Source organism: Streptomyces sp. NPDC052036, from assembly GCF_040680495.1.
GTDB lineage: Bacteria > Actinomycetota > Actinomycetes > Streptomycetales > Streptomycetaceae > Streptomyces.
On the sequence record NZ_JBFAWW010000011.1, the window covers coordinates 13923 to 36323 of the forward strand.

The window sequence follows — 22401 nt, forward strand, 5'->3', positions numbered from 1 at the left end:
TCGCACACCTCGCCGCTGCCGTGACCCAAGGCCTCGGGTCTCGGCGGTGGCAGGGGCAGCCGCAGTGGTGCTTCAGCGCCGGGCCCCTCGATCATCGGCCAGGCGGCGCACCACATCCGTCAGCGCGTCCGTGGCGTCGACCAGACCGTCCACGAGAAGGGCAGTGCGCCGACCGCCCGGCACGGGCTGGTTGCGCGAAGACGCCTGGATCCGGTGCAGGGGAGGAAGGTCGCCGGGGGCTTCGAGGGTGAGCAGCGACTCCGCCAGCTTCTCCAGCGTCGTACGCAGGGCGACGGCCAGGGCATCCAGTGAGGTGCGGCTGTCATGATCCTGAGGCTGCTTCTCCTGAACGGCCGCGGGCCGCTGAAGGACCAGGGCGTGCAGGGCGAGTTCCGCCTGCGCCAGCCGCATGACCACGGCGACCAGGGTCCGGGCCACGGCCGGGGTCATCGGTGGTTGCGGAGGCTCGGCTGCCAGGCGTGCCGTGGACGCCTCGGCATCGGTGCGGTCACGGCGAGCCGTGGTCTGCAGGGCGCGGAGCCGGGACGGATCGAGCTCCTCGGGGTGGGAGAGCTGCTGGAGCAGGGAGGCGGTGTAGCTGCTGTGGGAGGTCAGCAGCCGGGCGAACTTCTGCTGCGCCGAGAGGCCCTCCCAGGTGGGCCACACCCAGTAGGCGATGATCGCGCATGCCGCTCCGAGAGCGGTCTGGGCCAGACGTGTGGTGGCGGTGGAGCCCGCCGACAGCCCGAAGATCTCCAGCAGGATCACGAGGAAAGCGGTGAGGAAGACGCTGAAGAGCAGGTAGTTCACGGCGAACAACGCGAACGCTGCCGCAACGGCGATCGTGGCCCCGACGATGAGCCCTGCACCGCCGGGGTGGGCCGCAATGGCCGCAGTCGCGCCGAGACCGGCTCCTACGGCCGTACCCACCGCCCTGTGCACGCTGCGCGACAGGGTCGTGGCGAAGTCCGGTCTGAGTACCAGGAAAGCCGTCATCACTGCCCAACGGCCCTCGTAGAGGTCGCTGGCCTCGACCATGAACTCGACCAGTCCGGTGACCGCCGCCAGCCGGAGCGCGTGGCGCCCTGTCTCGCCGGCTGCCGTGAGGTTGGCCCGCAGGGTCAGGGCGGTCCATTGCACCGTGTCCCGGGGAACGGGCCGGTCCGGTGTCCCAGGTCCATCGCACGGTGCGGGCCGGTTCGGCGTAGGGGCGTGACCGAGAATGCGGTCCACGGCCCGTAGCTGGCAAAGGAGCGCCTCGGCGACCCACTGCCAGCCGGTGTCGTCCGCGGCCTCCTCCTGCCAGGTGAACCTTGAGTTCGGCTTCCGTACCGGCGGGGCACGGTCCTCCGGCCCGGCGTTCAGCGCGTCGGCGATGCCGTCCAGGGCTTGAGCGGTGTCGGTGGCGAAGAGGCGCGCCGCCCCGGAGGGGTCGTCGTCCGTGTGCGCGGCCAGGGCCGCGAGTGAGGCGCGGATGCGCTCGGCCTGCTCCAGCAGATTGAGATGGTCCGCGCGTACGGCCGCGGCGAGGAGCGGGTTGGGGTCCGCGACGGCGTCGCCGGCCACGAAGTCCGCCGGTGGCGGGGGGCCGGTCCGGCCGGCGGCGAGGCCGCGGGCGTACGCGGACAGGCTGCGGTAGGAATCGGCCAGCGCGGCCCGCTCGGCGGCGCCGGGGCGCACCGTCCAGGAGACGGCGACGAGCGCACCCTGGAACAGTCCCCCGGCCAGCACCAGGCCGGCTCGGAGCGCAGCCTCGGAGGGGCCCAGGGGTATGCCGGAAGCGATCAGCAGTGCCACAGGCCACTGGAGGACCGCGACGCTCATCCACCGCCCCAGACAGACGGCCAGCCCCGTCGCATACCCCCACAGGGCCACCACGGGCACCAGCAGCCAGGGAGCGGATGCGGCGAGGACGCCGCCCACGAAGGTGGACATGGCCGCCCCCGCGCTGGCCGCCACGACAGTGACCGCGCGCGTACGGGTCACCCCTTGAAGCGACGCGAACCCCGCGGGCAGGGCACCCAGCGACGCGAACGCCCCGTACTGCGGATGCCCGGTCGCCGTCCCCGCGGCGAGCGGAGCCGCCACGCCCACCGCGACGCGGAGGGCCCCGCCGTAGGCGAGTTCGTGCCAGTCGAAGCGGCCGGGCCTCAGCATCCCCTGCAACTGCTCCCTCCCCAGGCGGGCGCGGGGGAGGCGGGCAGCCGGTTGCGTCGTGCGGCGCGGGATGTCGACCATGTTCGGTCACTCAGGGCGTGGGGTACCCGTCCCTACCTGGACAAAACGCTCCTCGCTGGCACAGCGTGGAGCATGCCACCGGCCACTGCGACGTGAGCGGGATCGCGGGGTGCCGATCCGGGCGGCCGGGGCGGCGGGGTCCGTCGGGGCGGATCCGGGCGGCCGGGGCGGCGGGGTCCGTCGGGGCGGATCCGGGCGGCCGGGGCGGCGGGGTCCGTCGGGGCCGTTCAAGCGTGGACCAGGTCCAGCGTCTTCTTGAGGTTGTACTCCGCGATGCCCGCCATGGCCGCCCGGTCGGGGAAGCCTCCGTCGAGCAGCCGCAGCGGACCGGCCGTCAGTGAGAGACGCTGCGCCAGCGTGTAGAGCGCGAGCCGGTCCTGGTCGAGTCCGTCCACCGCCAGCGGCCGGTAGGCGTCGCCCAGGCGGATCCGCAGAAAGACGTGCTCCCACTCGACGTCGAAGTACATCAGGCCCTCGATGTCGATGGCCACGGGGTTGCCTTCCGGGTCCACCAGCACATGGTCCGGCCCCAGTTCGCCGTGCACGACCGCGTACTCGGCACGTGGCCGCACGGCCGCCGCCAGTCCCAGCAGCCGGTCCTCCAGCCGGTCGCGGGCTTCCGCGATCCGCGGATCACGCGCCGCCGCCTCGGCGAGGTCCCGCAGCGCACGGTCGAGGACGACTCCCTCGCACGACGTCCCGCGCGACGTGCCGCCGCCGTCGACGACGGCCACTTTGCCGTAGGCGGGCGCCCGATGACGCCGCATCGCCTCCAGTGCTTCCCCGAGTCGGGCCATGACCGGGGCAGCCGCGTGCGGGTCGCGCGCGAGCAGTTTCTCCAGGTTCTCGCCCGGGAGGTCCTCGACGATCGCGAGGTCGGCCGGGCAGTGGGCGCCGTCGCGGTCGACGAAGAGGATCGCCGGGACACGGACGCCGAGCGCGTCCAGCCGGGCATGCGCGGCCTCGAACAGGTCGAGCCCGAGGCCGGGTGAGAACGGGTCGGTGAGGTCGTCGTCGCCCTCGGCCGCCGGCCAGTAGTTCTCGGTGTCGTCCCACAGATAGGCGATCGCTGTCGTCGCGTCGTCCATCACCAGGCGGTAGACGCCCTTCTTACTGCCGCCCGCGACCCGCTCGATCGCCGCCGGCCGTCGCCCGCCGCCGAGCGCGGCATACGCCGCACCCGCCAACTGCTCCCGCGTCACTGCCCTGGGTGCCACGTTCCGAACCGCCTCTCCGTCACAGCAACCAGCGCACCTTACGGGAGCACCGACAGCGAGGCGATCGGTTGTCTCCGCCGGGCACAGGGGCGGCGTTGAACACTTCCTGGTGGGATAGGACACCGTGCCATGGCCGTTCTGCCGGGCGTGGCGGCCGGCCTGCTGGAAGTCCTCGGCCGCTCTTCCGACTGTGCGGCATCCTGAACTGAAGGCGGCAGCGTCGCCGGAGCCGACGGGTATGGCGTCCTGCACGTGGCGCCGTCACAGCCGGACGAGGACCAGCGCGATGTCGTCGCGGGCCCCGCCGGCCACCCCGAGTTCGGCGAGCAGCGCGTCCGCCAGACGCTCGGGGCTGAGGGCGCAGAAGCGGCCGAGGGCCTCGGTCAGCCGGCTCAGTCCCTCCTCGATGTGCTCGTCGCGCCGCTCGATCAGCCCGTCGGTGTAGAGCACGAGCAGGTCCCCGGGGGTGTACGACTGTCCGGCCTGGGGACGGGGTACGTGCTGGGGCCGGGCCCCCAGCGGCGGGTCGGTCGCCTGGTCCAGAAGGTCGCAGACGCCGTCCCGGTGGACCAGCACCGGGGGCGGATGCCCCGCGCTGCTGTAGATGATCAGGTGGCTGCGGGTGTCCACCATGGCCTTGACGGCCGTCGTGTTCAGGGCCCCCTCGACCGACCGCGCATACAGGCCCACCACCTCCAGGGCCTGGGCCGGTCGCTCCACTGCGCGGATGGCCGCGCTCAGCGCGCTGCGGAGCATCCCCATGACGGCGGCGGCCTCCAGGCCGTGACCGACGACGTCGCCGACCGCCACCGCGAACCGGCCGTCGGTCAGATCCACGACGTCGTACCAGTCGCCGCACACATTCAGGGAGCCGGTGGCGGGCAGATAGCGCACGGCGACGTCCTCGTGCCGGGCCAGGTCGGGTGACTGGAGCATGGCTTCCTGGAGGGTGACCGCCACCTGGCGCTCACGGTTGTGGGCCTGCCTCAGCTCCTCGTTCAGCACCTGCAGCTCGCGCGCCCGCGCGTACAACTCGGATTCCAGGGCCTCACGCCCGGTGAGCTGACGGGTCCCGGGGTGGGGGTTCAGCGGGTGGGTGCGGACGTACTCGGTGACGTCCTCCGCCCGGTGGATGATCCAGGCCACGCCCCCGTCCGGGCCCGGGATCGGCGTGTTCACGGGGGACCACCAGCGCTCCTCGAACACACCTGGCCGGTCCCCGACGGGGATGTCGTACCTCTGCACCGCCATCGTGTCGGGCTCCCCGGTCACCAGGACCCGGTGCAGCGATGCCTTCAGATTGCGCACACCGTCCGCGTGGGGGTCGGCGGGGTTGTCCGGGAGGGCCTCGAAGACGTGCCGCCCGAGCAGGGTCTCCCGGGTCCTGCCGGTGGCGCTCAGATACGCCTCGTTGACTTCCACGATCACCAGGTCGGGGGCCAGCACCAGATAGGGGCTCGGTGTGGCGGCGAACAGCGCCGCGTAGTCCATCTCCGTCCCCTGCATCGTGACCATCTCCCTTCCCGCCCCTCCCCCGCGGCCCGCCCGTCTCTTCACGCTACGGTCCGCGCAGCTCAGCCGCCCGCGCGAGCGCTACGGCGGCACGCTCAGGGCAGTAGGCCGGGGCCGTTCACCAGCGTCTCCGGGGCGTGCACCCCGGCGAGACGGGCGAAACCCAGCGCGTACTGGTGCAGGTTGGCCTGGACCGCGACGAGGGCGGCGCGGCAGGCCGCGTTGTCGGTCCAGGAGGCTTCGGGGGCGGCCGGGTGCGCCTGCTCGTGGGCGCGCAGACGGGGGTGCCAGGTCGAGAGGAAGGGGCGCAGCTCATGGTTGAGCATGGTGATGGCCAGGTATTCGACGGTGTGTCCGCCGACGGCGGCTCTGGAGGGGCGGCCGGCCTTGAGGGTCTCGCGGGTCGTGGCGAAGAGCCCGTACAGGGAACTGAGCGCCTCGCGCAGCAGGCCCTCGTCCTGGCTCAGGGGCTGGGTGGAGACGCGGGTCGAGGTCTCGACGAACAGATGCCAGGCCATCTGCCGGGAGTCGTTGTTCACCACGAACGTCAGTTCGCTCACCTGCGGCACCCGGACGGTGACCTCGCTGAGCCGTGCGGCACGGCCGTAGACCTGGAGGATCACCACGGTGAGGACGCCGGCCAGGCCGCCGGTGATGACGAACAGGCTGCGGCCGCTGACCCGGGTGACGCTGAAGACGGCCAGCCCGGTGGCCGCGCCGACCACCACGGCGGCGAGCAGCCGGAGACCGTGCAGGCGCGCCCCGTTCCGGAGCGTGTTCCACCATGTCATTCCGTCGCGTCCCCCTGGCACCGGACCACCTTGAGCGTCGGAGTCTGCGCGCAGAATAGTCGCGCGGGGCCGCCGGCCCGGGGCTTTCACCGAAAATGGGCTCAGCCCCGGCCGGAGGGGTGACACCGGCCGGGGCTGATCGGCAAGCTGTGGCAGCGAAGGGCGGTCGCCTCTCGGCGAAAGGCTCCATGAGGCTTCAGCCGAACGATCGTCCCCATGGGCAATAGGTGAGGCCCGGGGACACTGTCCCCTTCACTGCCACGCCCTGCACAACCAAGGCCGCCCTGCGACCATTCCGCCGCCGCGCGGCCTCTCAGCCGACGTGTGTCGCCCCCACCGCCAGGACCAGGGCGGCGCTGGCGGCGCAGCCGATGCGGCCCTCGCACGCGGCCCTCACCGCCTCGGCCAGGGGCACATGACGTACCCCGAGGTCCGCCTCGCCGGGCTCCGGTGCGGGCTTGCCCGGCGTAAGACCGTCGGCGCTCCAGAGATGGACACGGGCCGGGGTGAGGCCGGGCAGCGGATGCAGGGCGCCTCGCGGTGTCCAGCGGCCCTCGCGGTAGCCGGTCTCCTCGGCGAGTTCCCGACGGGCGGCGGCGCCGTGATCGTGGTCCTCCGGGTCGACGTCGCCGCCCGGCAGCTGCCACATCGTGCCGGTGAGGTAGTGGTACTGCTCGACGATCAGCAGGCTTCCCTCGACCAGCGCGGCGACCCGGACCTGGTCCGGCACGTGCACCCAGTCGTAGTGGCCCGCGCGTCCGTCGGGCAGCGTGACCCGGTCCTGGTACGCCACGAGGCGCGCGGTCGTGCACAGGGCCTCCCGCTGATGCCGCCGCCAGGGTCCTCGGGTCTCCATGCCGGGAGTTCTGCCCACGGACCACGGCACCATGCGGGCCCCCTGTCCCGGCCCGCCATACCGTCCGCATGCGGGGAATCGGGTACGCACCATGCGGACCCCGTGTCCCGGCCCGCCGCGCCTCCCCGTGGGGGGAATCCGGGTACGCATCGTGCGCTGATGCCCGGGCGGAAATATGCGCGCATGAGCGTATGGAGGAAGGTGCCGGAGCACCCGGCATACTGCTCTTCCGCGCAGCCGGGACCGGCGGCGCGGTGCCGTCGTGCGAGGGGGACGCCGTGGCCCTACGTCTGCTGCCGGGTCGCCCGGCGCGACGCTTGGGGGTTCGAGGACGCCCGTCCGAAGTGACGGGCGCGGCGGCCGGGTTCGACGCCTTCGTCTCCTACAGCCAGCGGGCCGACCGGGACCTCGCGGTCGCCCTGCGCGGCGCCCTGCACCGTTTCGCCCGGCCCTGGTACCGGCTGCGGGCCCTGCGGGTCTTCCAGGACGAGGCCAGCCTGTCGGCGGACCCCGGGCTGTGGCCGGGGATCGAGGACGCGCTGTCCCGCTCACGCTATCTGGTGCTGCTCGCCTCGCCCGAGGCCGCGGCGTCGGTGTGGGTGGATCGCGAGGTGGAGTACTGGAAGGCGAACAAGCCTGCCGAGCACGTACTCCTGGTGGTGACGCGGGGCGACTACGTGTGGGACGACGCCGCCGCCGACTTCGACTGGGAGCGGTCGGACGCGCTGCCGCGGGCGCTGTCCGGGGTGTTCTCCGATATGCCGCTCGTCGTCGATCTGCGCCGGGCCGAGGGTTCCGACGGCCGTTTCGTGCTCTCCCTGGACACCATGGACCGGGTCCGGCTGTGGGACACCCGGACCGGCGCGGTGCGGGCCCTCGCCCCGGCGGCCGCGGATCCCTGGGTGACGTCCGTGGCCGACGGCCGGTACTTCGCGGCCGTCGTCTCCCCCGGCAGAACGGTGTTCGTCGACGCCCTCACGGGACGCCGCACCGCCGAGGTGCGCGGGGACCTGCTGCGTGTGGAGGGCGGGGCCCCGCGGCGACCGGTGACGGCGGGCACGGACGCCCAGGGGCGGGTGGTGGTCTGGGACGTGCGCACCGGCCGGGTGCTGGGCCGCGGCCCCTCGCTCGGCGCGTCGGCGGCCGGAGCCCCCCGGCCGAGCGTCAGCGACGGCGGCGGGACGCTCGCGGTCGTCGTGGGGCGGGACCGGAAGCGGGCGCTGGTCCTGGACGGCGCGGACGCCTCGGTGATCGCCACGGTGCCGTCCCCCTCCGGGCGGCCCCTGGCCCAGGTGGCGCTGCAGCCGGACGGCCGACAGGTGGCGCTGATCGACGTCGGCGGCCGGCTCGGGATCACCTACGCGCTCGACGGGACGGGCCGACGGCTCGGCGCCACCGTCACCCTGGGCCGCACGGTCGTCCACGACGTCGCCACGGGCAGGCGGCTGATGCTGTGCACCGGACTCATGGGAGCGTCCTCGGGAGGCAGCCGGGGCCTGGCCTTCAGCCCCCGCGACGACACCGTGGCGGTGTCCTCCCAGGACGGCACGACCCGGCTGCTCGCGCCCGACGGCCGGGGCGGCTGCCGGGTCCGGGCGGCCGTGCCGGGCAGCGGACACGGCGTGGCCTTCAGCCGTGACGGGTCCCTGCTGCTCACCGAGGGGGACATGCGGCTGCGGGACACCGAGACGCTGGAGACCGTCGGAGGACCGCTGTTCGACGACGCCGGGCCCCTGCCGGCCGATCTGTTCTTCACCGCCGGCGGGCGCGGCCTCGTCCATGTCTCCTACGACGGCACGGTCCGCCGGCTGGCCCTGGACCCGGTCGAGCTGCTCCGGCAGGCGTGCGGCCTGGCGGGGCGCACCCTCACGCCGAGCGAGTGGGAACGGTTCGGTGTGCCGGAACCGTACGAGGCACGCTGCCGCTGACCGCCGTCACGCGCCCCTCAGGCGATGGCCTCCGTCTCCCCGAGCTCCGCTCTCTCCCCCGTCTCCTGCGTCCGCGAAGTCGCCCGCGCCTGATCGAACTGCGTCCGGTACAGCTCCGCGTACCGTCCGTCCACGGCCAGCAGTTCGTCGTGCGTGCCCCGCTCCACGATCCGGCCGGACTCCACGACGAGGATGACGTCGGCGGCCCGTACGGTGGACAGACGGTGGGCGATCACGACGGCAGTGCGGCCCTGGAGGGCTTCGGTCAGGGCCTCCTGGACGGCCGCCTCCGAGGTGCTGTCGAGATGGGCGGTGGCCTCGTCGAGGATGACGACGCGCTGCCGGGCCAGCAGCAGGCGTGCGATGGTCATCCGCTGGCGCTCGCCCCCGGACAGGCGGTAGCCGCGCTCACCGACGACCGTGTCGAGGCCGTCGGGCAGGGACCGTACGAGGTCGTCGAGGCGGGCCCGGCGCAGGACCTCCCACAGATCGTCGTCGGTCGCGTCCGCCCGGGCCAGCAGCAGATTGGCCCGTACGGTGTCATGGAACAGATGGCCGTCCTGCGTGACCATGCCGAGCGTCTCGCGCAGGGACGCCGCGCTGAGCTCGCGGACGTCGATCCCGCCGACGCGCACGGTGCCCGCGTCGACGTCGTAGAGCCGCGGGAGCAGGGCGGCGACGGTGGACTTGCCTGCGCCCGAGGAGCCCACGAGGGCGACCGTCCGGCCGGGTTCGGCACGGAAGGAGACGCCGTGCAGGATCTCGGTCCCGCCGCGCGTGTCCAGGCTCGCCACCTCCTCCAGCGAGGCGAGGGAGAACCGGTCGGCGGCCGGGTAGCCGAAGCGGACGTCGTCGAACTCCACCGACACCGGGCCCTCGGGGACACTGCGCGCCGCCGGCTTCTCCTCGATCATCGGCTTGAGGTCGAGCACCTCGAAGACGCGCTCGAAGCTCACCATGGCGCTCATCACCTCCACCCGGGCCCCCGCGAGGGAGGTGAGCGGCGCGTAGAGCCGGGTGAGCAGCAGGGCCAGTGAGACCACCGCGCCCGGCTCCAGCGTGCCGCGCAGGGCGAACCAGCCGCCGAGGCCGTAGACGAGGGCGAGGGCCAGGGCGGAGACAAGGGTCAGCGCGGTGAGGAACGCCGACTGTGCCATCGCCGTCCGCACCCCGATGTCCCGCACCCGACGGGCTCGCGCCGCGAACTCGGCCGACTCCTCCTCCGGACGCCCGAAAAGTTTGACGAGGGTGGCACCCGGCGCGGAGAAGCGCTCGGTCATCCGGGTGCCCATCGCGGCGTTGAGGTCGGCCGCCTCCCGCTGCATCCGTGCCATACGGCTGCCCATCCGGCGCGCGGGCACCACGAAGACCGGCAGCAGCGCCAGCGCGATCAGGGTGATCTGCCAGGACAGGGTCAGCATCACGGCGAGGGTGAGCAGCAGCGTGACGATGTTGCCGACGACGCCCGACAGGGTGTTGCTGAAGGCGCGCTGGGCGCCGATGACGTCGTTGTTGAGACGGCTGACGAGCGCACCCGTACGAGTACGTGTGAAGAACGCGACCGGCATGCGCTGCACATGATCGAACACAGCCGTCCGCAGATCGAGGATGAGGCCCTCCCCGAGCGTGGCCGACAACCGGCGGCCCACCAGCCCGAGTGCCGCCTCGGCGAGCGCGATGAGGGCGATCAGCGAGGACAGCTCCACGACCCTGCCCTGGTCCCCGTGCGACACGATCGCGTCGACGACGCGGCCGGCGAGTACGGGAGTCGCGACGGCGAGCAGGGCGGTCACCACGCTGAGCACGACGAACCACGCGATCCGGCGGCGGTGCGGGCGGGCGAAGGCCGCGACGCGGCGCAGCGTCGCGCGGGCCAGGGGCCGGCGCTCCCGCTGTGCGGTCATGACGCTGTGCAACTGGTGCCAGGCAGTGGTCTCCATGCTCATGAGATCGACGGTAGAACCTCAAGCGCTGTCGAGGTCAACGCAGCCGGAACCGGAGCCGCTCCCGGGCCTTGCCCCGCTCGTCAGCATCCGTCTCCGCGGGCGCAACCTGGCGTTGGTGCGGCGTGGAAAGCCTCTGCCGATGTGACTGCCGTGCGTCTCCCTCAGGGACTCCCCAGACGTCTTCCGGTCCGCCAGGTCCTGTGTCTGCTCCCGCTCGCCCTCGTGCTGGTGGTCGCGGCAGAGCACTGGTCCGTGCTCGCGGAGGGCTTCGGCCATCTACGGTCGGCCGAGTGGCCGTGGCTGGTGGCCGCTGCCGGTGCGACCTGTCTGACCTGGATCGCGGCCGCCGTCACCCGGCAGGGCGCGGTGGTCCAGCGACTGCCTCGGCGACGCCTGCTGGCGACGCAGTTCGCCGCGGGCGCGGCCAACCATCTGCTGCCCACCGGGTTCGGTGCGAGTGCGGTCAATCTGCGCTTCATGACGGTGTGCGGGGTGCCGCTGGCCCGCTCGTCGGCGGCGCTGGCGCTGTACATGCTCGCCGAGGCGATCACCCGGGTCGGGCTGTTGCTGGTCCTGCTGGTCGCGTTTCCGGACGCGCTCCGTCTCGGCTCCTTGATCCCCTCGTGGGCGGCGGGCCCGCTGCTGTTCGCCGCGGCCGGGGCGGTGTGCGTTGCGGTGGCGGTCCTGCTGCTGGTGCGGCGGCTGCGCACGGCCGTGTTCTCGTTCGTGCGCACGGCGCTCGGCGAGGCCCGTTCGGTGCACACCCGTCCCGCCCGTGCGCTCGCCCTGTGGGGAGGCTCGCTGGCGTTCCCCGCGTTGCAGGCGGCCGGTCTGGCCGCGGTGGGCGAGGCTCTGTCGCTTCCGGTGCCGCCCGTGCACATGGCGGTCGCGTATCTGGCGGCGACCCTCGCCGTCGCCGCCGTGCCCACCCCGGGCGGGATCGGCTCGGTGGAGGCGGCGCTGGTCCTCGCCCTGGTGGCGGCGGGCGGCCCGGTGGCCGTGGCGACGGCGGTGGTTCTGGCGTACCGGATCATCACGGTGTGGCTGCCCCTGGTGCCGGGTGCACTGACGCTGGGGGCGCTGGTGCGGCTGAAGGTGATCTGACCGGGGGCGACTCTCGCTGCGGGTCGGCCTCCGCCGCACTGCGGACAACTGTCGTACCGGGGAGTAACCTCTGCGGGGCCAGCCCTTCCCGCCCGCGAAAGAGGCAGCCCGATGTCGGTCCGGATCGAACGTCTGGGGTACGTCACCACCGTCGTCCTCTCCCGCCCCGAGGCCCGCAACGCGGTGGACGGGCCGACCGCCGCCGCGCTCGCCGACGCCTTCCGGGCGTTCGAGGCGGATGCGTCGGCGCGGGTGGCGGTGCTGTGGGGCGAGGGCGGGACGTTCTGCGCGGGTGCCGATCTGAAGGCGGTCGGGACCGAGCGCGGCAACCGGGTGGCGGAGGACGGCGACGGCCCCATGGGGCCGACCCGGCTGCGGCTGTCCAAGCCGGTGATCGCGGCGGTCGCGGGGCACGCGGTGGCCGGCGGTCTGGAACTGGCACTCTGGTGCGATCTGCGGGTCGCCGAGGAGGACGCGGTGTTCGGGGTCTTCTGCCGCCGCTGGGGCGTACCGCTCATCGACGGCGGCACGGTACGGCTGCCGCGGCTGATCGGCACCAGCCGTGCGCTGGACATGATCCTCACCGGCCGTCCGGTGCCGGCCCAGGAGGCGTACGCGACGGGGCTCGCCAACCGCGTCGTGCCGACCGGCCGTGCCCGCGCCGAGGCGGAGGAACTGGCCGCCGAGATCGCCCGGTTCCCGCAGGCGTGTCTGCGCGGCGACCGCGCCTCGGTCCTCGACCAGGAGGGGCTGGACGAGCAGGCGGCGCTGCTGAGCGAACTCCGCCACGGCAAGGGTGTGCTGGCGGAGGGTCTGGAAGGCGCGGACCGCTTCGCGGCCGGGGCCGGACGGCACGGGTCGTTCACGGACCTGTGACGGCGCGCCGGACCGACGCCATGACACCGCGGTGCCAACGGCCGGTCGGTGTCGCCCGTTTCACGGTCCGAGACCGGCATACGGCAGGATGAATCCTCGCTCCGGACGCGACCAGTCCGCCCGGAGGCGATCGTGCATCCCGTGAAACGAGCAGGTGGCAAGTGACGAGTCCTCATTTCCGGCCCCGGGGCCCTCTCTTCGGCGCGGGAGGTGACCGGTGAACCGCGGGGTCACCCTCGACGATCTGATGCTCGCCGGAATCGCCCTGACGGCGGGCCTGTTGGCAGCCTTCCTGCTGCGCATGCTGCTGCGCTGGCTGGGCCGGCACGCCAGCCGCACCAAGTGGAGCGGTGACGACGTCATCGTGGACACGCTGCGTACCGTGGTGCCCTGGGCGGCCATCGCGGGCGGCGCGGCCTCGGCGGCGGCGGTGCTGCCGCTCACCCGGACCGTGCAGCATCATGTCAACCAGACCCTGAGCGTGCTGCTCATCTTCGTGGTGACGCTGACGGCCGCCCGTGTCATCGCGGGACTGGTGCGGGCGGTCACCCAGTCCCGGTCCGGGGTCGCCGGATCGGCCACGATCTTCGTCAACATCACCCGGGTCGTGGTGCTGGCCATGGGCTTCCTGGTGATGCTCCAGACGCTGGGCATCTCCATAGCGCCCCTGCTCACCGCCCTGGGCGTGGGCGGTCTCGCCGTCGCCCTGGCCCTTCAGGACACCTTGGCGAACCTGTTCGCGGGCATCCATATCCTCGCCTCCAAGACCGTTCAGCCCGGTGACTACATCCGGCTGAGCAGCGGCGAGGAGGGCTATGTCGTCGACATCAACTGGCGGCAGACCACCGTGCGCCAGCTCTCCAACAACCTGGTCGTCATCCCCAACGGGCAGCTCGCCAAGTCGAACATGATCAACTACACCCGTCCCGAGCAGCAGTTGACCGTACTGGTGCAGGTGGGGGTCGGCTACGACAGCGACCTGGAGCATGTCGAGAAGGTCACCATGGAGGTCGTCGCCGAGGTGATGACGGAGATCACGGGCGCCGTCCCGGACCATGAACCGGCCATCCGGTTCCACACCTTCGGCGACTCCCGGATCGGCTTCACGGTGATCCTGGGCGTCGGCGAGTTCAGCGACCAGTACCGGATCAAGCATGAGTTCATCAAGCGCCTGCACAAGCGGTACCGGGCCGAGGGCATCCGGATCCCGGCGCCGGCCCGGACGGTGGCGCTGCACCAGGGTGCGACGGTCATACCGCAGCCGCGCAGCGGCGCCGACCTGGTGATCGAGCACGGCGGCCCGGACGCCCTCTGACCGGCGCCCCGCCGCCGGCCTCGCGCCGCAGGGGCCGGGACCGGCGGTCTCCCGCGGGAGACGGTCGGTCCTATGCTCGAAAGGAGCATGCACCTCTTCGCCGAACCCCCGATGCCCGACCGGACGCCCGGCCCTACGGCCCATCCGCTCGACGGGCGGCTGGACCGGATCGCGCGCCATCCTTTCCGCGCCAAGTTCCATCTGCGCGGACGCGACCTGGCCACCGCCGAGCTCAAGGGCCCCGCCACGATCCGGTGGCACGCCTACGACCTCATCGCCAGGCGGCTGGCGCCGGCCGAGCCGTACAAGGACGGCAAGCAGACCCCCTACCGGGGCCACCCGGTCTTCGTCGCGCAGCACGCGACCGCCACCTGCTGCCGTACCTGCCTGGAGCGCTGGCACGGGATCCCGAAGGGGCGGGAACTGAGCCGCCCCGAGCGCGCCTACGTGGTGGACGTGATCTGCCGCTGGATCGAGCGCGAGGTGGCGGGCGCGCCGGGGCCCGGAACCGGCGCGCCGAGCACGGACCGGCCCTGAGCCGGCCCGGCTGACCGGGCCTGGCGGCATGCCGGTGCCCGAGGGCGTGCGTACGGGCGGCCGTCCGGCGTGTCCGTGGCGTGGGCCACTGTCGAGTGGGGTCCGCACACGAGATATCTTGATGTCGAGCAATGTTGCAGACGTGGAGCGGAGCACCCGGTGACTGACTCGACCATCATCTACACGCACACTGACGAGGCCCCGGCCCTGGCGACGTATTCCTTCCTGCCGGTGGTCCGGGCGTACGCCTCGCAGGCGGGTGTCGCCGTGGAGACGCGTGACATCTCGCTGGCCGGGCGCATCCTCGCGGTCTTCCCCGAGTACCTGAACGAGGACCAGCGGATCAACGACGACCTCGCTGAGCTGGGTGAGCTGGCCAAGACCCCCGAGGCCAACATCATCAAGCTGCCGAACGTCTCGGCGTCCGTCCCGCAGCTGAAGGCGGCCGTGGCCGAACTGCAGGCCAAGGGCTACGCGCTGCCGGACTACCCGGACGAGCCGAAGACCGACGAGGAGCGGGAGATCCGCGCCCGTTACGACAAGGTCAAGGGCTCCGCCGTGAACCCGGTGCTGCGCGAGGGCAACTCCGACCGCCGCGCCCCCGCCTCGGTGAAGAACTACGCCAAGACCCACCCGCACCGCATGGGCGCCTGGACCTCCGAGTCGAAGACGGACGTCGCGACCATGGGCGTGGACGACTTCCGCTCCACCGAGAAGTCCGCGGTGATCTCGCAGGCCGGTTCGCTGCGCATCGAGCTGAAGGGCGACGACGGCTCCACCACCGTGCTGCGCGAGTCCGTCCCGGTCCTCGCGGGCGAGGTCGTGGACGCCTCCGTGATGCGGGTCGCCGCGCTGCGCGAGTTCCTGACCGCGCAGGTCGCCCGCGCCAAGGAGGAGGGTGTGCTGTTCTCGGTGCACCTGAAGGCCACGATGATGAAGGTCTCCGACCCGATCGTCTTCGGCCACGTGGTGCGCGCCTTCTTCCCGAAGACGTTCGCGAAGTACGGCGAGACGTTCGCCGCGGCCGGCCTGACCCCGAACGACGGCCTGGGCGGCATCTTCAAGGGCCTCGAGGGCCTGCCGAACGGCGAGGAGATCAAGGCCTCCTTCGACGCGGAGCTGGCCGAGGGTCCGGCCCTCGCGATGGTCGACTCCGACAAGGGCATCACCAACCTGCACGTGCCGTCCGACGTCATCGTCGACGCCTCGATGCCCGCCATGATCCGCACCTCCGGCCACATGTGGGGCCCGGACGGCCAGGAGCACGACACCCTCGCGGTGCTGCCGGACTCCAGCTACTCCGGCGTGTACCAGGCCGTGATCGACGACTGCCGCGCGAACGGCGCCTACGACCCCGCCACCATGGGTTCGGTACCGAACGTGGGCCTCATGGCGCAGAAGGCCGAGGAGTACGGCAGCCACGACAAGACCTTCGAGATCCCCACCACGGGTACCGTCCGTCTCGTCGACCAGGCCGGCAACGTCGTCCTGGAGCAGACCGTCTCCGCCGGTGACATCTTCCGCGCCTGCCAGACCAAGGACGCCCCGATCAAGGACTGGGTGAAGCTCGCCGTCACCCGCGCCCGCGCCACCGGCGACCCGGCCGTGTTCTGGCTGGACGAGACCCGCGCCCACGACGCCAACCTGATCGCCAAGGTCGAGGAGTACCTGCGGGAGCACGACACCGAGGGCCTGGACATCCGCATCCTGGCCCCGGTCGAGGCCACCAAGGTCTCCGTGGAGCGCATCCGCCGCGGCGAGAACACCATCTCCGTCACCGGCAACGTGCTGCGTGACTACCTCACGGACCTGTTCCCGATCCTGGAGCTGGGCACCAGCGCCAAGATGCTGTCGGTCGTCCCGCTGATGGCGGGCGGCGGCCTGTTCGAGACGGGCGCCGGCGGCTCCGCCCCGAAGCACGTCCAGCAGCTGGTCAAGGAGGACTACCTGCGCTGGGACTCGCTCGGCGAGTTCTTCGCGCTGGTGCCGTCCTTCGAGCAGTACGCGAAGGCCGTCGGCAACCAGCGTGCCCAGGTCCTCGCCGACACCCTCGACCGCGCCACGGCGACCTTCCTCAACGAGGACAAGTCCCCGACCCGTCGCGTCGGCGGCATCGACAACCGCGGCAGCCACTTCTACCTGTCCCTGTACTGGGCGCAGGAGCTGGCGCGGCAGACCGACGACGCGGAGCTGGCGAAGGCGTTCGCCCCGCTCGCCGAGTCGCTCGCCGAGAACGAGCAGAAGATCGTCGACGAGCTGGTCGCCGTCCAGGGCAAGCCGGTCGACATCGGCGGCTACTACCAGCCCGACCCGGCGAAGGCCGCCGCGGTCATGCGCCCCTCGGCCACCTGGAACCAGCTGCTGACCACGCTCGCGTAAGCAGCGTCCGCGCGGCACCCGCACCGGTGTGACCACCGCCCCGGCCGGATTCGATCCGGCCGGGGCGGTGGTGTCTGCGGGTCTTGGTGCGATGTGGGCGCTACGACGCCGCCCGCTCGGCCGGCGTCCCCGCGTCGGGGTGGGCCAGGCCCAGGTGGTCGCGCAGGGTCGTGCCCTCGTACTCCGTGCGGTACACGCCGCGCTCCTGCAGCAGCGGCACCACGGTGTCCGCGAAGGCGTCGAGTCCGCCGGGGGTGAGGTGCGGGACGAGGATGAAACCGTCGGACGCGTCGGCCTGGACGAAGGCGTCGATCTCCCGCGCCACGGTGGCCGGGGAGCCCACGAAGCTCTGGCGATTGCCGGTGTTGATGACCAGGTCCCGGATCGACCAGTGGTGCGCGGCGGCCAGCTCCCGCCACTCCCGCGCGGTGGCCTGCGGATCGCGGTACATCCGCACCTGGGCACGGCCGCGTGCGATGGTGTTCTCGCCGGGCAGCGGGTCGATGTCCGGGAGCGGGCCGTCCGGGTCGTAGGCGGACAGGTCGCGGTTCCAGACGAACTCCAGGTGCTTGATCGCGGTGGCCCCGCTGACCTGCGCCCTGCGCACCTCGCGGGCCAGTTCCTCGGCCTCCTCGTCGGTGTCACCGAGGACGAACGTCGCGGCGGGCAGGATGAGCAGCTGGTCGGGCCGGCGGCCGTAGGCGGCCAGGCGGCGCTTGACGTCCGCGTAGAAGGTGCGGCCGGACTCCAGGGCGCTGTAGCGGCTGAAGATGGCGTCCGCGCTCGACGCGGCGAACTCGCGGCCCTCGTCGGAGTCCCCGGCCTGGAAGATCACCGGGCGGCCCTGGGGGCTGCGGGGGACGTTGAACCGGCCGTGGATGTCGAAGTGCCGGCCGTGGTGGACGAAGGCTCCGGCCTTGGCGTCGCGCAGGAAGGTGCCGGTCGCCGGGTCGGCGACGATCTCGTCGCCGTGCCAGGAGTCGAAGAGTTCGTTCGCCGTGGCGAGGAACTCCTCGGCGCGGGAGTAGCGCTCCTCCTGCGGCAGGAAGCCGCCGCGGCGGAAGTTCTCCCCGGTGAAGGCGTCCCAGGAGGTGACGACGTTCCAGGCGGCGCGTCCCCCGGAGAGGTGGTCGAGGCTCGCGAACTGGCGGGCCACCTCATAGGGCTCGTTGAAGGTGGAGTTGATGGTGCCGGTGAGGCCGAGGTGTTCGGTGACGGCGGCCAGCGCGGCGAGCACGGTGAAGGTGTCGGGGCGGCCGACGACGTCCAGGTCGTAGATCTTCCCGTCCTGTTCGCGCAGGCGCAGCCCCTCGGCGAGGAACAGGAAGTCGAACCTGGCTCGCTCGGCGGTCCGTGCGAAGTGTGCGAACGAACTGAACTCGATGTGGCTGCCGGCCTTCGGGGCGCTCCACACGGTGGTGTTGTTGACCCCGGGGAAGTGGGCCGCGAGATGGATCTGCTTGAGCGGCTTGCTCATGGTCCGTCGGGTTCCTTCCGGCTCAGGCGGCGGGCGCGGCGTAGCGGTTGGCGGGGCGGGCGAGTCCCAGCAGCCCGCGCAGGGTGTCGGCCTCGTACGCGGTGCGGAACGCGCCGCGGCGCTGGAGCTCGGGGACGAGGCCCCGGGTGATGAGCGGCAGGTCGTGCCCGGCGACGGCGGGGCGCAGCCGGAAGCCGGAGAGCCCGGCCGACTGCAACTCCAGGAGCAGGTCGGCGAGTTGGGCGGGGGTGCCGGTGAAGATCCGGGCGTCGCTGGTGTACGGCTCTCCGGCGGCGGCCTCGAGGCGCTCGCGGCGGGCGGCGGCCTCGGCAGCGGTGTGGTCGAGGAAGACCACCAGGTCGCCGAAGAGGTGCAGCGGCTCCTCCGCGCGTCCGGCGGCGGCCTGCTCGGTCCGGACCTCGGTGACGATCGCGCGGGCCTGTGCGGCGTCGTGCGGGGTGACATAGCCGAGGTCGGTGGAGCGGGCGACGAGCCGGAACGGCACGGTCTGGTGGGCGAGCGCGGTCACCGGGGGCTGGCCCTGGGGCGGGCGGGGGGTGATGGAGGGGCCCTTGACGCTGAAGTGCCGGCCCTCGAAGTCGATGTAGTGGAGCTTGTCGCGGTCGACGAACCGGCCGGTGGTCACGTCGCGGATCTCCGCGTCGTCCTCCCAGCTGTCCCAGAGCCGGCGTACGACCTCGACATGGTCGGCGGCCTCGTCGAAGAGGTCGCGCACCAGCTCCCGCGCGCCGGGGCTGTCGTAGGCGTCGATACGGGGCAGGGTGCGGCGGCCGAAGTGCGCTGCCTCGTCCGGGCGCGCGCTGATCCGGACCCGGAGGCCCGCACGGCCGGTGCTGACGTAGTCGAGGGTGGCGATGGCCTTGGAGACATGGAACGGCTCGGTGTGGGTGACGACCACGGTCGGCACCAGCCCTATGTGCCGCGTCAGTGGGGCGACCCGGGCGGCGACGAGGACGGCGTCGAGGCGGCCGCGGACCTGGTCGGTGCGTTCGTCCGGGTCGAGGAGGTGCGAGGACTGGGGGCCGAGCCCGTCCTCGAAGGTCACGAAGTCGATCAGACCGCGCTCGGCCTCCCGGACCAGGTCGGCCCAGTGGCCGGCGGTGAACAGGTCCCTGGGCCGGGCCTCCGGCTCGCGCCAGGAGGCGGGGTGCCAGCCGGTGCCGTCGAGCGCGACGGCCAGATGCAGGGGGGAAGGAGAGGTTGAGGACACGAGTGGGTGCCTTCCTGGATGTCCGTGACGAGAGTGCCGGGCCCCCGCGCGTGCGAGCACGGCGACGGGGGCGGGAACGGCCTGGCGGGCGGTCAGGAGTTGTCGAGCGGCAGGCCCGGCGGGTTGGTCTCCGCCTTGGTGACGGCCTCGTTCGACAGGTTCCAGGCGGCCAGCCACCGGGCGTACTGGCCGTTCTGGATCAGGTGGTTGATGGCGTCGGTGACCGGCTTGGCCAGACCGCTGTCCTTCTTCGCCGTCGCCGCGATCAGACCCTGAAGGGTCTCGCCGGCTCCGGAGAACGTGCCCGCGTTACGGGTGGCTCTGGGCGTGTGCGCGGTCCGGGTGATGTGGTAGGCGACGGCGGGGTTGGGGCCGAAGTACGCGTCGATCCGGCCGGCGGCCAGCGCCAGATAGATGCTGTTGTTGTCCTGGAAGTACTTGACGGTGAGCTTCTTGCCCTCCTTGGCCAGCTTCGCCTTCCAGGTCAGGAGGATGCGTTCCTGGTTGGTGCCGGAGCCGACGGAGACGGTCTTGCCGGCGAGGTCCTCGTAGTCGCCGTCGAAGTTCCAGGTGCTCTTCTCCGGCACCTCGAAGGCGAGGTTGTCCTGGCGGTAGGAGGCGAACTCGTACTTCTTCTTGCGCTCTTCGGTGTCGGTGACGTTGGAGAAGGCGATGTCCACCTTGCCGCTGTCGATGCCGACGAAGAGGTTCTCCCACGTCGAGTTCTTCACCTCGGGCTTGAGCCCGAGAACAGCGGCCACCAGACGTCCGAGGTCGGGTTCGGCGCCGGTGAGCGACTTCTGGTCGCTGCCCACGTACGCCAGGGGCGGGAAGCCGGAGGGCAGCGCCCCGACGCCGATCTCCAGGGTGCCTCTCTTGCGCAGGGCCGCGGGCAGCTCGGCACTGATCGACTTCACCTCGGACACCTTCAACGTGGTCTGCCGGGCCGCGCCGTTGGAGAGCCGCCCCACGGTGACCGTGCCGGGGGGCGCGCCGCCCGTGGTGGTGGCGGCGTCGCTGTCGCCCCCGCAGGCGGCGAGCCCGGCGGCGAGGGTGACGACGGCGGTGCCCGCGGTGAGGCCGCGGCGCAGACGGATACGGAGACTGAGGGTACGCATGAGTGTCCTTGTTCGGTGAAGGGTGATGGGGAGGAGCGGAGGCGAGGTCAGAGCACCTTGCTCAGGAAGTCCCGGGTGCGCTCGTGCCGCGGGTGGTCGAGAACCTGGGCGGGCGGCCCCTGTTCGACGATCCGGCCGCCGTCCATGAAGACCACCCGGTCGGCGACCTCGCGGGCGAAGCCGATCTCGTGGGTGACGATGACGAGGGTGGTGCCGCCGCGGGCCAGGTCCTTGATGACAGCGAGCACCTCGCCGACGAGTTCCGGGTCGAGGGCGGAGGTGGGTTCGTCGAAGAGGATGACTCCGGGACGCAGCGCGAGCGCGCGGGCGATGGCCACACGCTGCTGCTGACCGCCCGACAACTGCCGGGGATACGCCCGCGCCCGGTCCGCGAGCCCGACCCTCCCCAGCAGGCCACGGGCCAGTTCCTCGGCCTCGGGCCGGCTCAGCGCGCCGGTCGCGACGGGGGCGGCGGTCACGTTGTCCAGCACGGTCAGATGCGGGAAGAGGTTGAAGTTCTGGAAGACGAACCCGATACGGCTGCGCTGGGCCAGGATCGTCCGCTCGCTCAGCTCCTTCAGGTGGTGGCCGTGCCGACGCACACCGATGGGTTCGCCGTTCACGCTGACATGGCCGCGTTCGGGCTTCTCCAGGTGGTTGATCACCCGCAGCAGCGTCGACTTGCCGGAGCCGGACGGGCCGAGGATCACGGTCACCTCGCCCGGGCGTACGGTCAACTCGATGCCGTTCAGCACCCGGTGGGCGCCGAAGGACTTGTGCACGTCGTGGACCTCGACGGCGGCGGGACGGGTCGAAGGAGTCTCGGTGGTCATACGGCGGCCTCCTTGCGCGCGCGTTCCCGCAGGTCGCGAAGACCGTCGCGGAGTCGGTGGAACGGGGTCGGCGGCAGGGACCGGGTGGCGCCCCGGGCGTAGTGCCGCTCGACGTAGAACTGGACGACCGACACGAGGCTCGTGAGGATCAGGTACCAGACGGTGACGACCAGCAGCAGCGGGACGATGTCGCCGGGGTAGGTGCTGCCCATGGTCTGCGCGGCGCCGAACAGATCCAGCAGCGAGACGTAGAACACCAGCGAGGTGCCCTTGATCAGGCCGATCAACTGGTTGACGTAGGCGGGGACGATGGACCTGAGGGCCTGGGGAAGGACGATCCTGCGGAACTGGTAGCCCCTGGGCAGCCCGAGGGCCGCGGCCGCCTCGTGCTGGCCCTGGTCGACGGAGAGGATGCCGCCGCGGACGACCTCCGCGGCGTAGGCGGCCTCGTTCAGGCTCAGGCCGACGACGGCGACGGTCATGTCGGTGGCGAGCCGCGACTCGTCGAAGGTGAGGAAGGCCGGGCCGAAGGGCACGCCGATGCTCAAGGTCTTGTACAGCGCGCTGAAGTTGTACAGGAAGATCAGCACCACGATCAGGGGTACGGAACGCAGCGCCCACACATAGGTCCAGCTCACCGCGCGCAGTACGGGGCTCCGGGAGAGCCGGGCCAGGGCGAGGAGGACTCCGCCGAGCAGGCCCAGTACCGCGCTGAGCGCGGTCACTTCGAGGGTGATGAGCAGTCCGTCGAGAAGGGTGGGGCGGAGGAACCAGTAGGCGAAGCGGTCCCACTGGTAGAAGGGGTTGGACACCAGTCCATGGACGAACTGGGCCACCAGCACGAGCACGACGGCGGTGGCGAGCAGGCGGCCCGGCCGGCGCAGGGGCAGCACCCGCTGGGCCGTCGGGGGCCCCGCGCTGGTGGCATCGGGCGGTGGCGGGGCGAGGGACACGGCGGCGCCGAGGGGTTCACTCATGACAGGCTCCAGCGGAGTCGGACACCCCGGGCGGCGCGCGCGACCGCACGGCCCGGCGGCAAGGGC

Annotated in this window: 17 protein-coding genes; 6 read left to right on the top strand and 11 right to left on the bottom strand. The window is 72.2% G+C overall.

Annotation, left to right across the window (positions count from 1 at the left end; genetic code table 11):
- Window positions 1-72: 72 nt before the first annotated feature.
- From AB0L95_RS17290 to AB0L95_RS17310, 5 genes are all read right to left on the bottom strand, one after another.
- Window positions 73-2157, bottom strand: a complete 2085-nt coding sequence (locus AB0L95_RS17290) for an FUSC family protein (RefSeq protein WP_365162514.1) — start codon at window positions 2155-2157, stop codon at window positions 73-75.
- A 308-nt stretch (window positions 2158-2465) separates the two neighbouring features.
- Window positions 2466-3440: a phosphotransferase gene (locus AB0L95_RS17295; protein WP_365162703.1), complete on the bottom strand. Its 975-nt coding sequence runs from the start codon at window positions 3438-3440 to the stop codon at window positions 2466-2468.
- Window positions 3441-3716: 276 nt separating this feature from the next.
- Complete coding sequence (locus tag AB0L95_RS17300) at window positions 3717-4961, bottom strand: SpoIIE family protein phosphatase (RefSeq protein ID WP_365162515.1); 1245 nt, start codon at window positions 4959-4961, stop codon at window positions 3717-3719.
- Between the two features lie 101 nt (window positions 4962-5062).
- Window positions 5063-5758 carry a hypothetical protein gene (locus AB0L95_RS17305; RefSeq protein ID WP_365162516.1) on the bottom strand — a complete coding sequence of 232 codons (696 nt, stop codon included), beginning with the start codon at window positions 5756-5758 and terminating at the stop codon, window positions 5063-5065.
- 313 nt (window positions 5759-6071) lie between these two features.
- The gene (locus tag AB0L95_RS17310; protein WP_365162517.1) at window positions 6072-6614 is read right to left on the bottom strand and encodes an NUDIX hydrolase; all 543 of its coding nucleotides are present in this window, start codon (window positions 6612-6614) and stop codon (window positions 6072-6074) included.
- A gap of 344 nt (window positions 6615-6958) precedes the next feature.
- Between AB0L95_RS17310 and AB0L95_RS17315 the strand changes: the two genes are divergently transcribed.
- Window positions 6959-8542: a TIR domain-containing protein gene (locus tag AB0L95_RS17315; RefSeq protein ID WP_365162518.1), complete on the top strand. Its 1584-nt coding sequence runs from the start codon at window positions 6959-6961 to the stop codon at window positions 8540-8542.
- Between the two features lie 17 nt (window positions 8543-8559).
- Here AB0L95_RS17315 and AB0L95_RS17320 read toward each other — a convergent pair whose 3' ends face one another.
- Window positions 8560-10482, bottom strand: coding sequence for an ABC transporter ATP-binding protein (locus AB0L95_RS17320; RefSeq protein ID WP_365162704.1), 1923 nt, complete (start codon window positions 10480-10482; stop codon window positions 8560-8562).
- Window positions 10483-10629: 147 nt separating this feature from the next.
- Between AB0L95_RS17320 and AB0L95_RS17325 the strand changes: the two genes are divergently transcribed.
- The 5 genes from AB0L95_RS17325 (at window position 10630) to AB0L95_RS17345 (ending at window position 16699) form a co-directional block, all read left to right on the top strand.
- Window positions 10630-11592, top strand: coding sequence for a lysylphosphatidylglycerol synthase domain-containing protein (locus tag AB0L95_RS17325; RefSeq protein ID WP_365162519.1), 963 nt, complete (start codon window positions 10630-10632; stop codon window positions 11590-11592).
- A gap of 111 nt (window positions 11593-11703) precedes the next feature.
- The gene (locus AB0L95_RS17330) at window positions 11704-12468 is read left to right on the top strand and encodes a crotonase/enoyl-CoA hydratase family protein (RefSeq protein ID WP_365162520.1); all 765 of its coding nucleotides are present in this window, start codon (window positions 11704-11706) and stop codon (window positions 12466-12468) included.
- 217 nt (window positions 12469-12685) lie between these two features.
- Entirely contained in the window at window positions 12686-13783 is a 1098-nt protein-coding gene (locus tag AB0L95_RS17335; protein ID WP_365162521.1) for a mechanosensitive ion channel family protein, read from the top strand.
- Between the two features lie 72 nt (window positions 13784-13855).
- Window positions 13856-14320, top strand: a complete 465-nt coding sequence (locus tag AB0L95_RS17340; protein WP_365162522.1) for a DUF4186 domain-containing protein — start codon at window positions 13856-13858, stop codon at window positions 14318-14320.
- Between the two features lie 159 nt (window positions 14321-14479).
- Complete coding sequence (locus AB0L95_RS17345) at window positions 14480-16699, top strand: NADP-dependent isocitrate dehydrogenase (protein WP_365162523.1); 2220 nt, start codon at window positions 14480-14482, stop codon at window positions 16697-16699.
- 100 nt (window positions 16700-16799) lie between these two features.
- On the opposite strand, the gene AB0L95_RS17350 is transcribed toward AB0L95_RS17345, so the two are convergent.
- The 5 genes from AB0L95_RS17350 to AB0L95_RS17370 form a co-directional block, all read right to left on the bottom strand.
- On the bottom strand, window positions 16800-18176 hold the full coding sequence (locus AB0L95_RS17350) for an NtaA/DmoA family FMN-dependent monooxygenase (RefSeq protein ID WP_365162524.1): 1377 nt from the start codon (window positions 18174-18176) through the stop codon (window positions 16800-16802).
- A 22-nt stretch (window positions 18177-18198) separates the two neighbouring features.
- Window positions 18199-19407 carry an LLM class flavin-dependent oxidoreductase gene (locus AB0L95_RS17355; protein ID WP_365162525.1) on the bottom strand — a complete coding sequence of 403 codons (1209 nt, stop codon included), beginning with the start codon at window positions 19405-19407 and terminating at the stop codon, window positions 18199-18201.
- A 92-nt stretch (window positions 19408-19499) separates the two neighbouring features.
- A complete protein-coding gene (locus AB0L95_RS17360; protein WP_365162526.1) occupies window positions 19500-20525 on the bottom strand; it encodes an ABC transporter substrate-binding protein in 1026 nt (341 codons plus the stop codon).
- Between the two features lie 47 nt (window positions 20526-20572).
- On the bottom strand, window positions 20573-21358 hold the full coding sequence (locus AB0L95_RS17365; RefSeq protein ID WP_365162527.1) for an amino acid ABC transporter ATP-binding protein: 786 nt from the start codon (window positions 21356-21358) through the stop codon (window positions 20573-20575).
- On the bottom strand, window positions 21355-22335 hold the full coding sequence (locus AB0L95_RS17370) for an amino acid ABC transporter permease (RefSeq protein ID WP_365162528.1): 981 nt from the start codon (window positions 22333-22335) through the stop codon (window positions 21355-21357). The genes AB0L95_RS17365 and AB0L95_RS17370 overlap by 4 nt, the downstream gene beginning before the upstream one ends.
- Window positions 22336-22401: the final 66 nt, after the last annotated feature.